General features: G+C 64.0%; 8 protein-coding genes and 1 tRNA gene. 2 read left to right on the forward strand and 7 right to left on the reverse strand.

Translation table 11 applies throughout. The features are described from left to right. The first annotated feature begins 10 nt into the window (after nt 1–10). Nucleotides 11–3,205 (forward strand): TonB-dependent receptor, encoded by a 3,195-nt coding sequence (locus L8K25_RS11050; RefSeq protein WP_242138967.1) that lies wholly within the window; start codon nt 11–13, stop codon nt 3,203–3,205. 99 nt (nt 3,206–3,304) lie between these two features. Here the strand turns inward: L8K25_RS11050 and L8K25_RS11055 are convergent, their stop codons facing one another. After that, a complete protein-coding gene (locus L8K25_RS11055; RefSeq protein ID WP_242138968.1) occupies nt 3,305–5,248 on the reverse strand; it encodes a beta-L-arabinofuranosidase domain-containing protein in 1,944 nt (647 codons plus the stop codon). A gap of 231 nt (nt 5,249–5,479) precedes the next feature. Between L8K25_RS11055 and L8K25_RS11060 the strand changes: the two genes are divergently transcribed. Further along, nucleotides 5,480–7,333, forward strand: a complete 1,854-nt coding sequence (locus L8K25_RS11060; protein WP_242138969.1) for an acyltransferase family protein — start codon at nt 5,480–5,482, stop codon at nt 7,331–7,333. A gap of 249 nt (nt 7,334–7,582) precedes the next feature. Here the strand turns inward: L8K25_RS11060 and L8K25_RS11065 are convergent, their stop codons facing one another. The 6 genes from L8K25_RS11065 to L8K25_RS11090 all read right to left on the reverse strand — a co-directional run bounded on the left by L8K25_RS11065 (nt 7,583) and on the right by L8K25_RS11090 (nt 13,090). After that, nucleotides 7,583–8,203, reverse strand: a complete 621-nt coding sequence (locus L8K25_RS11065) for a PEPxxWA-CTERM sorting domain-containing protein (protein ID WP_242138970.1) — start codon at nt 8,201–8,203, stop codon at nt 7,583–7,585. 533 nt (nt 8,204–8,736) lie between these two features. Continuing rightward, nucleotides 8,737–8,811: transfer RNA gene (locus L8K25_RS11070), tRNA-Glu, on the reverse strand. A gap of 68 nt (nt 8,812–8,879) precedes the next feature. Next, complete coding sequence (recJ, locus tag L8K25_RS11075) at nt 8,880–10,643, reverse strand: single-stranded-DNA-specific exonuclease RecJ (protein ID WP_242138971.1); 1,764 nt, start codon at nt 10,641–10,643, stop codon at nt 8,880–8,882. A 58-nt stretch (nt 10,644–10,701) separates the two neighbouring features. After that, a complete protein-coding gene (locus tag L8K25_RS11080; protein ID WP_242138972.1) occupies nt 10,702–11,382 on the reverse strand; it encodes a 2OG-Fe(II) oxygenase in 681 nt (226 codons plus the stop codon). 73 nt (nt 11,383–11,455) lie between these two features. After that, on the reverse strand, nt 11,456–12,439 hold the full coding sequence (locus L8K25_RS11085) for an RcnB family protein (protein ID WP_242138973.1): 984 nt from the start codon (nt 12,437–12,439) through the stop codon (nt 11,456–11,458). 111 nt (nt 12,440–12,550) lie between these two features. After that, complete coding sequence (locus L8K25_RS11090) at nt 12,551–13,090, reverse strand: (2Fe-2S)-binding protein (protein ID WP_242138974.1); 540 nt, start codon at nt 13,088–13,090, stop codon at nt 12,551–12,553. Nucleotides 13,091–13,099 lie beyond the last annotated feature (9 nt).

Here is a 13,099-nt window from a genome sequence, read left to right on the forward strand (position 1 = left end):
GATATCTGAAATGATACTGCTCGACGGTGCCGTGCGCTTGACGCGAGGTGCGCTTCTCGGCGCGACAATTCTCTCCGGGATTTGTGCTCACGCCGCATCCGCGCAAACGACTCCGCTACCGCCGCTGGCGGCGACCCCGTCACCCGCCCCGGGCATCGGTCAGCCATCCGCTCCGTCCGCCAGCGCGGCAACCGGCGATGCCGCTACCGCACCGGAGACCGCGCCGCTCGCAACCTCGGACGGGACGCCCGCCGGCGACATTGTCGTGACAGGCTATCGCAACAGCCTGGCGCTCTCGACCAACGCCAAGCGCGCGTCGACCGGCTTCACGGATTCAATATTCGCCGAGGACATCGGCAAGTTCCCCGACACCAACATTGCCGAATCGTTCAACCGCATTTCGGGCGTTACCATCACGCGGGACATCACCGGTGAAGGGACCAACGTCGCAATCCGCGGCCTCGGGTCCAACTTCACCAACGTCACGCTCAACGGTGCGCCGATCGCCGTCGCCTCGTCGGGCGCGACCGACGCGCAGGGCACCGATCGCTCGGTCGACCTAAGTTTCTTCCCGACCGACCTGTTCACCAAGCTGACGGTGAACAAGAGCTATACCGCCGACCTGCTCGAAGGCGGCGCGGCGGGCAACGTCGACCTGCGCTCGGCCCGGCCATTCGATCGCGCCAAGAATTATCTCAGCTACAACGTGCAAGGGTCGCAACAGGGGGAAGCCAACCGCATCGGTGTGCGCGGTTCGCTGATCGGCAGCTGGCACAATGACACGATCGGCATTTTGGCTGGCGTTTCGGGGCAACGCTCGTTTACCGATACGCGCGGGTTCGAGACGATCGGCTATACCAATCCGGCGCTGTCTGCGACGCAGTGTGGCGCAACGACCGGCTGCAACGCCACCGGCGGGGGCAATTGGACCATTCCGGGCGTCGTGCCAGTCGGCGCGGGTGCAGGCCTCGTAGCCGGGACCGTCGTCGATCAGGCGTTTCTTCTCGCGCACAATCCCGGCGCGACGATCCAGCAGATCGACAATGCGCTGCTGCCGCGTCTTGGCCGCAAGTCCGACGAGCGCGGCTCGCGCGACCGTGTCAATGCGATCGTCAGCGCAGAATGGCGCCCGTCCGACACGTTGCATTTCTACGTCGATGGCCTTTACGGCTACAAGCACAACGACCTGATCCGCGAGGACATGGCGTGGATCGTGCGCAACAGCGCGGTCATTCCGCTCAACCTGACGTTCGACAAGAGCGATTGCAGCACGGGCTGCTCGGTGACCGGCGGGACCTTCGCCAACGCCCAGTTCTTCGACGAATTCCGGCCCTATATCGAGACTACCAAGCTGTTCAGCGTCAATCCGGGCGGTGAATGGGAAATCAGCGACAATCTGAAGTTCGAGGCACAGGGCAATTATTCCCGCTCGACCTTCCACCGCGAAAGCCCAACGGTGGGTGGCACGACCCCGCTCAGCGTTGGAACGACGGTGGCGTACACCAATACCGGCAACGGCCCGGTGATCACCCCGAACATCGACCTCAACAATCCGGCGAACTTCGGCTGGAACGCCGGCTCGCGCGTCAACATTCAGGACGAGCGGCGCGTCAACAAGACCAAGGGCGCGCGCGCCGATCTGACGTGGGGGGGCAGGGCGCTCAACCTGCGCGTCGGCGGCGCCTATGACGATGTGTCCCGGCTGATCCAGGGTTTCGACAACAGCCAAGCGTGGCAGAATGCGGTTTGCGGCAACAACCCCAGCGTGTTTGTCGCCTCGCCCAATACCCAGCCCCCATGCGTCGGTCTCAACGCGCCGGGAGCCGCACCTGCCGGCTATCCGACGTATCCTGGCTACGGGACGGGTTCGACCGCCGGTATGACGGGCGCGGTGACCTACGGCGGCTCGCTCGTACCCAATAGCGCGTTTCCCAGCTATCTGATGCCAGGACCGGCCGGTTTCGTCACGGTCGACTTCCCGAAATTTGCCAATGCGACCAACTATCAATCGTTCCACGACAACGCGCCGGTCGTCGGCGCCGCGAACACCGGGGCAAGCGGCGGTTACATCCGCGAAGTGGTAAAGTCGGGCTTTGCGACGGTCAACGGCGCGCAGGAATTGGGCGGCAACACGTTGCGCTTCAACGCGGGTCTGCGTTTCGTCGACACGATCCAGACCATTTCGGGAACGGTATCGCTGCCCGATCCGCGGAACGCCCCCGCCGGTGGCGGGTCGCTGCCCGATGGCAGCCGCTATCCGAACATTTCGACCAACGTCACGACCCGCAACGAATATACCAACTGGCTGCCGGCCGCGACCTTCGCCTATGACCTTGGCGAGCATGCCGTCGTCCGCGTCGCGGGATCGCGTACGATGACCCGGCCAGATCCCTCGGCGCAGTTGCCCGGCGTCAACTTCGGTGCACCCTCGGCCGATCAGGCAACGATCGGCAACCCCGCGCTGAAGCCATACCTATCGACCAACCTCGACCTCGGGTTCGAATATTATACCGGCCGTGAAGGCGTCATCAGCTTCAATGCCTTCCGCAAGTCGATCACCGGTTTCACCACCACGAACATCACGACGGTGCCTTTCACCTTCCTGGCGCAATATGGCATCACCTACGATACGCTGAACCCGACGCAACAGATCGCACTGAACTCGCGCGGCGGCCCGACCGCCGCGCAGGTCCAGCTTACCTCGCAGACCAATGTGCCCGACAAGCTGACGATCAATGGCCTGGAATTCCAGTGGGTCCAGCCGCTCGACTTCCTGACCCGGCATATCGGCGTCACCGGCTTCGGCTTCAACGCCAACGCGACCGTCGTCGATCAGACCAGCAAGGGCGCCGCCATCGCCTACGGGGTGGCACCCTTCACCTACAACATCACCGCTTATTACGAGAAACATGGCGTGATGCTGCGCGTTTCGACGACGTCGCGCCGGGGCTCGCAGAACAGCGGTGCCGCGCAGAATGGTATCCCGGCCGCTGCGCTGTACGGTAACGACTACACCTCGTACGACTTCTCGTCGGCGTTCGATCTCGACAAGATCTTCGGGGTCGAGCACCTGCCGCAGCTGACGGTCAACGTGTCGAACTTCACCGATGCGACGTTGCGGTCGTACTTCCAGTTCAGCAACGATACCTTCACCCAGTACAAGCCGGGCCGGCAGGTTCTGGTGGGGCTTCGCGGCAGCTTCTGATCCCTCCTCGGGCACCTCGGGCGGGAGCGGTTTGGCCGCTCCCGCCCTTTTTTTGCCTACGCTATGTGCGCCCGGTAGCCTGCCAGCCCGACCCCGGCCTTACCCCACTTTCCAATAGGTGGCGTAGCGTTCATGAGCGATCCGATAATAAGGCACCAGTCGCACCGATTGCTGCTCCGCCGAGGGGATCGTGAACTCCAGTGGCTTACCGCTAGCGACGATCGTTTCCGGCAGGGTATCCGGATTGCCCGTGAGCGTTGGCGCGGCGAATGCCGTGTCGTTGTACGTGCCGTACTTGCGTTCGTTGACGATGCTGTCCGAACCGGGCTGAAGGCCGTCGTGGCCCAGCGCGCCCGCCAGGACCAGCGGCCCATAGGTGAAGGCGACGATATCCGGCGCGGCCGGTGCCCGATCGATCCCGACATGCATGACGAGGCGCAATTCTACCCGGTCGCCGTCGTGCCACGTCCTGGCAAGTTCGATGTAGCGTCCGGGGTTGCCGGAGCGAACGACCTCGGTTCCGTTGACGAGGACGGTCGCAGTCGGGCTCCAGCGCGGATGGCGTACTTTCAGCGTCAGCGCGGCCGGCCGCTTCAACGTCCAGTCCAGCATGGTCGTGGGCGTTTCCGGAAACGCGGTCGTCTGGGTCAGTATGGCGCCCTGCTCGGACCAATTCACGCGCGATGGGATGAACAGGTTCACATAGAGGGTGCGGTCGTCGTGAAAGTAGATCGAGTCCCGGTATTTGACGTGGTTTTCCATGCCCGTGCCGGTGCAGCACCAAAAGGAATGCTCCGGCGTGTGGTACAGCTTCATATAGCCTGGCCGCGCGCCCTGAAAGTAGGTGGCCATGCCGCTGTCGGGATCTTGCGAGGCGAGGATCCCGTTATATAGCGTCCGTTCGTAATAATCGGCATAGTCCACGCGTGGGTCCTGCAGGAAGAGCGCGCGCGTCAGCTTGAGCATATTGTGCTGCCCGCACGTCTCCGCGCCCTTGGCGGAGAAAACATGCTTGCCGAATTCGGCCATCGGGAAGAAATGCTCGTTGTCGCCATGGCCGCCGGTCGCAAAGGACCGGGTCAGCGCAACCGCCTTCCAGAAGAACAGCGCGGCATCGCGGTAGCTGGCATCGCCGGTCGCCTCGTACACGCGCTCGAAGCCGACGATCTTGGGGATTTGGGTGTTGGCGTGCAGGCCATCGAGCTGATCGCGGCCAGCCGCGAGCGGCGTCAGGACCGCTTTGTGCGAGAAGCGCTGCGCCAGCGTGCGATAGTCCGCGTTTCCCGTCATGAGGTACAGGTCGGCAAGGACTTCGTTCATGCCGCCGTGCTCGGTATCGAGCATCGTCTCGAACTGCGCGTCGGATAACGGTCGCGTTGCGATCACCGCCCAATCGGCGAAGCGCAGGAGGACCGCGCGCGCTGTACTGCTGTCGGTCAACAGGGTACCGTCACGCAGGCCTGCAAACACCTTGTGGAGCGTGTACCAGGGGACGCCCGTGATGGCCTCTCCGCGCAGATGCGCGGCCACCAAAGCAGGACCTCCCGGGAAGGCACAGGCCAGGCCGGTGCCCGACGCTTCCTGGCATTCGGCCAGGTCATGGGCGATGTAATCCACGCGCTCTTTGAACCGGAGGTCGCGCGTCGATCGCCACGCCAGCGAGCAGGCCGACAGATAATGGCCGAGCGTATGGCCATGACAATTGATGTCCGCCCAGACCGGGTCGGATTCCCAGCCGCCATAAACCGGTGCCTTCGGCGGCAGTCCGGCGTTGACGCGAAAATTGTGCAACAGGCGGTCGGGATCGAGCCGCAGGAGATAGGCCTCCGTCATCCTCTGTGCGTGCAGGAAGGGCCCCGCGCCAAGGTCGACCCGCGCCATGTCGAAAGGCTGCAGGGCGCGCGACGGTCCGGGTACGGGCGGTGTCGCGCCGACCGCGGCGGCCGGCACGAGGCTGATCGGCACGGTCCCGGCGACGATCGCAGCCGTTGCCGCCGACGCGAGAACATCGCGTCGCGAAGGGAGGGTACGGCAAGGTTTCATCGGTACCTTCTCCTCAGCCTGCGGTTCGCGTCACAAAGCTTTGCCCTGCAAGCCGGACCGGACTGTCCCACCCGTCGTCGCCACGGACGGAACGGCCGGGGCGAACGCTTCCCGGCGGATGGTGTACGATCGACGGGGCGCACGCAACAGCGACCGAGTTCCAGCGGTCGTCCATCGGGCGCTTGGCGCCGAACATTGCCCGCCGCCGGCTGCCAAGTTATGCGCCCCGCCATGCGTACCAATCCCAAAGAGCAGAAACACTTGCTGCACGTCGACGGTCTTAGGGCGTTGGCGATCATTCCCGTATTGGCGTTCCATGCGGGGGTGCGCGGTTTTTCGGGCGGATATGTCGGGGTAGACGTATTTTTCGTTATTTCAGGATTTCTGATCACCGGGATCATCCTGTCGGAAAAGGACAGGGGCGATTTCTCGCTTTCCCGCTTCTACATCAGAAGATCGAAGCGGATACTTCCGGCCTTATTTGCGGTGCGCATCGCGAGCTATGTCGCTGCCTGGGTATTGCTGCTCCCCGACGAGATGCGCGAGTTCGGCAAGAGCCTCGCCTCGGTCGCAGCTTTTGGCTCAAATATCCTGTTCTGGAAAACGGTCCGCTATTTTGGCCCGGGTCCCGAGACGCTTCCACTGCTTCATACCTGGTCACTTTCGGTAGAAGAGCAATTCTACATTGCGTTCCCGATTTTACTGCTAGTGGCCGGCGCAGCTGGCCGTCGCTTCCGTACGCCAATCCTGATCGCGGCCTTTGCGCTATCGCTGGCCCTATCGGTCTGGGCCACCCCCATCTCGCCTGCGGCAAGCTTTTACCTCTTGCCGACCCGCGCGTGGGAGCTGCTTGCCGGAACGATGGCGCTGTTCGTTGCATCGAAAGGGGGGACGCCGCCGCGCTGGGTACGGGAAGCGATCACGCTCTGTGCCTTTCTTCTCATCGTCGGGCCGGTCGTTTTCTACACGCCGCAAACGTTATTTCCGGGCGCCGCGGCGATCTTGCCATGCCTTGGCGCTGCGGGGTTGATCGTGTTCGGTGCGGGTAGCAGCATGGTCGGGTCCGTTTTACGGCATCGCCTTCCCGTCGCGATCGGGCTGATCTCTTATTCGCTGTACCTCTGGCACTGGCCGATCCTCGCCTTTGCCAGAGTATACTCCACCGCGGGATTGAGCGTGCCGGTACGCCTCATGTGTCTGGCCGCCACTCTTGTTCTGGCGATCGGTTCATATTTTCTCATCGAAAGACCGACGCGACGCGCCACTGCCTCGGCACGCGTTGTGCTGACGTTGGCCATAGTGTCGTCGATTGCAGTCTGCGCTATCGGGGTCATCACGATGCGGGCCAACGGCTTTCCTGGCCGTTTTCCCAAATTCGAGGTGCGAAACCGCCATTTAGAAACGCTGTTCGCCAGTGGCCGGTGTACGCTGGTGAACGGGCAATCGTTCGCCAACTGGGACGCGAAATTTTGCACTACCAACCCCGCGGCGCCGCATCGTGTCGTGCTCTGGGGCGATTCGTTCGCTGGCCATCTTGCGCCCGGCCTACGCCGCATTGCTCAGGCGAGGGGCTGGCAACTCGTTCACTACGCCAAGGACTATTGCCCGCCACTGCTAGGCGAGAAGCCGGTCCAGGATAAAACGTGCCGATCCTTCAACGACGGCATCTTGAAGCTGACGGATGCGCGAACCCTGGTGATCATGAGCGGGCGATGGTCGTCCTATGACGGCGAGGCGGTTCTCGACGTCGGACGGATCGAGCAGACGGTCGAGCAATTGCGTGGTCGCGGCGTGCGCGTGATCCTCGTCGGCGCCAGCCCGTCGTTCGGGTTCAACGCGCTCGATGACTATCGCTACCGGATTGGCAAGCGAGACGCGCCGGTCACGTTCGACGGGATGCTCAATCGCCGCTTGCAGCAGGGCGTCCCATCGGCGCTGTTCTTCAATCCCATGCCGGCGATCTGTCCGACCTATCGCTGCGATCTGATCGACAAGGCCGGCGAAAGGTACGTCGATAACGGGCATCTGTCGGCGCACGGGAGCGATATCGTTGCGACGGCTCTATCCAGATCGCTTCCGTTCTGACTTTACGGGTGCGAAGGGCAACCTTGCCGGCGCACGCCCAGCTTCGTTGGTCCTGTCCCGGTCTGCCTCGCGTTGCGCGGGTTCTGCCATATTGCTGCGAAGCTCGACCGGTGGACTTTGTACGGGAACCGTCGGGACAGACGCGCGGTCGGCCGGTGGCAGAACAGCAGGGCTGGGCTCGATGGACGTCGGTCAATCTTGAGCCGTCAGCTTTTGCCGGGGCTGACCAGGCGGCCAGCCCCGAAGGGCTCAAGCGGCGCGGATCAAGCCCCCGCCAACACGGATGCGCGCCCCGCGCTGGCACATCGCAAACCCAATTGCACCGAAGCCGGCAAGCATAAGCGCCCAAGTGGCGGGCTCGGGCACGGCGCCCGGGGTATAATCGTACGTCACCGTATAGGTGTCACTTGATAGGGATGGGAACGATGTCGAGACGGCAGAGACAGCGGCGCCGTTGATTGCGAACTTTGCATTGACGAGGCCAACAAGCGTGACCAATCGGTTTCCGATATACTCATCCAAATTCGATGAAGTCGTTCCCGATGCTTCACCACCAAAATGTACCCCAATCAATTGTGGGTTCTCTGTGAACGACTGATACGACCCGGTTAAGTCGTAGGCCGTGAAGGAATTTGTCGATATGGAGCCGGAAGCAGTGACGATCGGCGCTCCGAGTTGATATGGATAATCGAAGTAGACAGTCTTGAAATATCGTGCGCTGAAAGACACGCTGTTCAACGTACCGAATGTCGGATCGAACTGATTGACATAAGCCTGCCCGCCGCTTGCCATCTGCACGATCGTTGCAGCATTGGCGGGCGTGCAACACACGACCATGCAGGCGCACGCCGCCATGGAAATCTTACGCATATGATGGTTTCCCCTGATTCACCCAGTCTGACTGAGTGAACGTCGGTTAACTATATGACTTTTCGTGCCAATCCCGACGTAATGAGAGCGGGTGAAACAATATGCAGGCGCAGCGGATGCCTTGCTGACCGTCTGTTCGAGGCCCCCGGTCCGGGTAATGAAAGCGCAGATCGGCGCGAGGCATCAGGTGCCGTGCGCCCTGTCGGATCCACGTCATTCCATTGCTCTGCCTGCCCGTCGGTGCCCATGCGCCGATACCCGCATCAGACCGCAGAACCGCTTCCAGCGCCGGCAGTAAGGGCCCAGCAGCGGCTTCACCGGTTGATCCCGCAACGCCCGGAGAAATGCGACCGATCACCACGCCAAACTCGACCTCGATGAGTTGACGAAGTGGCGCGCACTTCGATCGCACAAGCCAGCCAAGCTACGGTATGACGCCGATCAGAACCAGCGATCGGGCAACAAGGGGGGAACTGCATGAAAATCCAGGCGCAACCGACACCTGCGTCACCAAGACAGCACATGAGCGCTGATGGTGACCCCTACGGGAATCGAACCCGTGCTTCAGCCGTGAAAGGGCCGCGTCCTAACCGCTAGACGAAGGGGCCGTCCCCGATTGCTCGGGAGCGAAGGGCCGGTTAGGCAAAGTCTCGGCGGTGGTCAAGCACTTTGCGCATCAATTTGCCCAAGCGGCGTCATCCAGATGCAATTCGGCCGTAGGACGTGATCCCCAGTCATCCAGTTTGGCCCGGCCGGCGAGCCACAGCCGGCGGTGGGGCGGGGCGCCCAGCAACGCTTGCCCGAGCACGGTCTCGGCCGCGCGGAAGGCGACGGTCTTGAGCGTTCCGCCGCCATCGCCGCTGACGATTGCACGGACGTGCCCGTTGCCGACGATATCGGCTTTGACCACGCGCACCGGTCCCGCGACGATTCGCGGTTGCGGCCACCCCATGCCATAGGGGCCGCCGGCCTCCATAGCCTGAACCAGCGCGGGGTTGACGCCGGCCGTCGTCAGCACTGCGTCCAGCAGTAGCGCTCGGTCGCCCATGGCGCGCGTGACCGCGGCATCGAGCCGGTCGCTCAGAAAATCGTCGAGCGCCGCGATGCGATTCTCGGCGATGGTCAGGCCCGCGGCCATCGCATGGCCGCCGCCCGCCACCAGCAGCTCGGACTCCTTTGCAGCGAGCACGGCGGCACCGAGGTCGACGCCCGGGATCGATCGCCCCGACCCCTTGCCGACCCCGGCATCGTCGACCGCGATAACGAGCGCGGGGCGGCCGTATTTCTCCTTCAGACGCCCGGCCACGATCCCGATCACGCCAGGATGCCACCCATGGCCGGCAACCACCAGAACGGCCCGGTTGCTCTTGGACTGGGCGATCATTTCGGCCGCCTCCTGTACGATCGCCTCGATCGCGCGGCGTTCCTCGTTCAGCCGATCCAGTTCCTGTGCGATCGCGTCGGCCTCGGCCGGGTCCCGCGTGATCAGCAGCCGCACGCCGAGGTCGGACTTGCCCACGCGCCCGCCTGCGTTGATCCGTGGCCCGAGCGCAAAGCCCAGGTCGCTGCAGGTCGGCGCGCGGGTCAGGCGGGAGGCGGTGATCAGCGCGTTGAGGCCGATATTGCGGCGCTGCGCCATCACTTTCAGGCCCTGGGCCACGAACGCGCGGTTCAGGCCGCGGAGCTGCGCTACGTCGGCGACCGTGCCCAGCGCCACCAGGTCGAGCAGGTCGAGCAATCGCGGCTCCGCGCGCGTGGCGAAGAAGCCCCGATCCCGCAGGGTACGGATCAGCGCCGCGCCTAGCAGGAACGCCACCCCGACCGCGGCCAGGTGACCGTGCGCCGCGCCATCGGTCTCGTCGAGACGGTTCGGGTTCACCAGCGCGTGCGCCAGCGGAAGCGCAGCCGCACATTTGTGATGATCGACCACGACCACATCCACCCCGGCGTCATGCGCCGTGGCAAGCGCTTCGAACGCCTGCGCGCCGCAGTCGACGGTCACGATGAGACGTGCGCCTTCGTCCTTCAGGCGGAGCAGCGCCGCGCCGGTCGGGCCATAGCCTTCGGTCAGTCGGTCCGGGATATACGGTCGCGCCTCGATCCCCAGATCGCGCAGCAACAAAATGACCAGCGCGGCGGACGTCGCGCCATCGACGTCATAGTCGCCGAACACGGCGACGTGCTCCTGTGCGGCGATGGCATCGGCAAGCCGTTCGGCCGCCTTGTTCATGTCGTGGAAAATCGACGGGTCAGGCATGAAGCCGCGGATGCTCGGTGCCTTGTGCAGGTCGATCGCGTCACGCGGACACCCCCGCGCGAGCAGCAACTGCGTTACCAGGTCGTCAGGGGCGAAGCCGGGGTCGCGGGCGTCGGTTTCGAGCAAGCGCCAGCGCCAGGGCTGGCCCAGGATCGAGCGGTCGATATTGAGGACGGTGTTCACCTGCGCGGCTGTACCGGATTGGCGGGGCGGCGCAAATGCCGCGCGATGCCGGCGCCCGTTACGCCTTGATCCAGTTCCCTTCACGAAACCATTTGGTGATGATGTATTTCGTGCCGGCGGTCACCGGCATGCCTTCATGCAGGGTCTGCGGGTTCGGGCTCCCGTCCGGACGCATGTTGTTCCACGCGAGCAGCCAGCCGGCCTTGGGCGCAACCCGAACGCCAATCGACGGAAACCAGGTCGCGCCGCCTTCCTCGACGTCGTTGAGGTAGATCATGGCGGTCCAAGTCCGCTGGCCACCGCTTTCGATCATCTTCGGCCAATACGGCTGGGCTTCGTTGAAATAGTCGTTGTGCGCGCGGAAATGCTGGCCAACCGCGTAGCGCTGCCCCTGCATCGTCTCGCCGTGCACGGGATCGATCCCCAGCAGGGCAGCGATCGCCTCGTCCGTGGGGCGAACGTCGGGCGACCAGCGATCCATGTCGCAACTCTCGCTGGTGCGAAACTCCTGAACGGCATCCTCGGCGAGCACGGTCGATCGGCGCCGATTGGCATCGATGATCTGGACAAACTTGCGGCACGTCGCCGCGTCGAGGAAATCGGGGTGGCGATAGATCTGCGCCTCGTCCACCTTCGACCGCGTGATCGCGGGATTGGCCTCGAGCCGCCGGGACACCGTTTCGCCAAACGCCCGGCGCACTGGCGACGTCGCGCCACCTTTCTTGGAGAAAAAACCCATGGGCGAGGACTTTGCCGCGGGCGCGCGAAAAGACAAGAGGTTCGCGCGACGTCCTGCGCGAACCCCGGAGCGATTACCAGAAGATGTCGTAGACCGTGTCGACGACGAAGCCCGTGCGGACATCGACCAACAGCGCGTCGTTATAATAACGAACCCAGCGATAGGGCCCGTACGCGGGGGGCAGGCGGTAGTCATCCGCATCGTCGATCCAGTAATCCTGCGCGAACAGGATCGAACTCAACCGGAAACCGATGCCGAACCGGCGATAGCCATAGCCCCAACCACTGGGCGCATAATATCGGGGTAGGCGATAGGCGCTGTAATTCTGGCGGCGATAGTCGTTGTAATTATACCGATTGTCCCGCCGCCAATCGCGGCTCCACGCGCCGCCATTGTTGCCGTTCCAGCCCCGATTATCGTCGCGAAGGTCGCCGTTCCGGCCGTTTCGGCCACGCCAGTCATCGCCCCGGCCGCCCGAATTCCGGCGGTCGTCGCCACGCCAGTCGCCACCGCGGCGATCCTCCCCGCGCCAACCATCGCCGCGGCGCTGCGCATCGCGCGCGTCGTTGTCACGTCGGCCGGCGTCGATCGCGCCGCGCTGGTCGCCTGCGGGCCCCGGCCGTTGTCCGCCGAAGGCGTTGCGGCCGCCCTGCAGATTGGGATCCTGCGTTTGCCCCGCCGCAGCGCGCCCGGCGGGTCCGCCGCGATCCCATCCGCCCGGCCGCGGGAAGCCGTCGCGACCGCCGGCACCCTCCGGCCGGCCGCCACGGTCGGGGCGTTCGAACCGCGCTTGCGGTTGATTTTGGAGCTGCAACTGCGTCTGCGGTTGTGCCGGGACCTGGGCCGGCCCGCGCTGTTGCCAGCCGCGACCACCATCCTGGCCGCGATCGCCACGCGGGGGCTGGGCCTGACCCTGCGGCTGCCCCTGCGGCCGGGGAGCCTGTTGCTGTGCGCGACCTTCCCCGCGACCGCGACGTTCTCCGCCGTCCTGCGCGATTACCGCAGCCGGGATCAAGGCAGATGCCGCGATGATGGCGGCAAGCAATGTCTTGCGCATCGAATATGTCCTTTACCGCGGCAGGGCAGAAGACCGCACCGTTTGATCTCTTCTACCGGCCACACGATGGATCATGGCTGAATTGTCATGTCAGCATTGCGAAAGCTTTGCTCAGCGTCGTACGACCAGCGCCGGCACGGTTCGCGCCGCCTCTGCGGGGAGGATGCCCGGGGCGGGTGGCGCGTCGACCGTCTCGTCCCCCCGCTGGATGCTCGCGGCGAGCAGGACAGCTTCGACCAGCCGGGGATATAGACCGCAACGGCAGAGATTGGTGATCTCGCGGCGAATGTCGTCCTCGGTGGGGTTGCGGTTTCGCGTCAGCAGAACCGACGCTGCCATGATCATTCCGGGAACACAGAAACCGCACTGTACCAGGTTCTTGGCGATAAAGGCGATTTGCACGGGATGGCTGCGGTCGCGGGACAGACCCTCGATCGTGGTGACGTAACTTCCCTCGATCGCCCCGATCGTGCGCTGGCAGGATCGCACGGCGACCCCGTCGACGTTGACGGTGCACGCGCCGCATTGCCCGACGCCGCAGCCATATTTCGTTCCCGTCAAATTCGATGCGTCGCGCAACGCCCACAACAGCGGTGTTGCCGGATCCATCGCATATTGGACGGGTTGGTTGTTTACGGTGAAGCGGGTCATGGTCCGCAA

It is taken from the genome of Sphingomonas sp. TREG-RG-20F-R18-01 (assembly GCF_022662475.1).
Classification (GTDB): Bacteria; Pseudomonadota; Alphaproteobacteria; order Sphingomonadales; family Sphingomonadaceae; genus Sphingomonas.

Excerpts from the sequence above, each read along its gene's own strand:
- L8K25_RS11080 (WP_242138972.1), bottom strand. The coding sequence starts at position 11,382 with ATGGGTTTTTTCTCCAAGAAAGGTGGCGCGACGTCGCCAGTGCGCCGG.
- L8K25_RS11090 (WP_242138974.1), bottom strand. The coding sequence starts at position 13,090 with ATGACCCGCTTCACCGTAAACAACCAACCCGTCCAATATGCGATGGAT.
- L8K25_RS11065 (WP_242138970.1), bottom strand. The coding sequence starts at position 8,203 with ATGCGTAAGATTTCCATGGCGGCGTGCGCCTGCATGGTCGTGTGTTGC.
- L8K25_RS11055 (WP_242138968.1), bottom strand. The coding sequence starts at position 5,248 with ATGAAACCTTGCCGTACCCTCCCTTCGCGACGCGATGTTCTCGCGTCG.
- L8K25_RS11085 (WP_242138973.1), bottom strand. The coding sequence starts at position 12,439 with ATGCGCAAGACATTGCTTGCCGCCATCATCGCGGCATCTGCCTTGATC.
- L8K25_RS11050 (WP_242138967.1), top strand. The coding sequence starts at position 11 with ATGATACTGCTCGACGGTGCCGTGCGCTTGACGCGAGGTGCGCTTCTC.
- L8K25_RS11060 (WP_242138969.1), top strand. The coding sequence starts at position 5,480 with ATGCGTACCAATCCCAAAGAGCAGAAACACTTGCTGCACGTCGACGGT.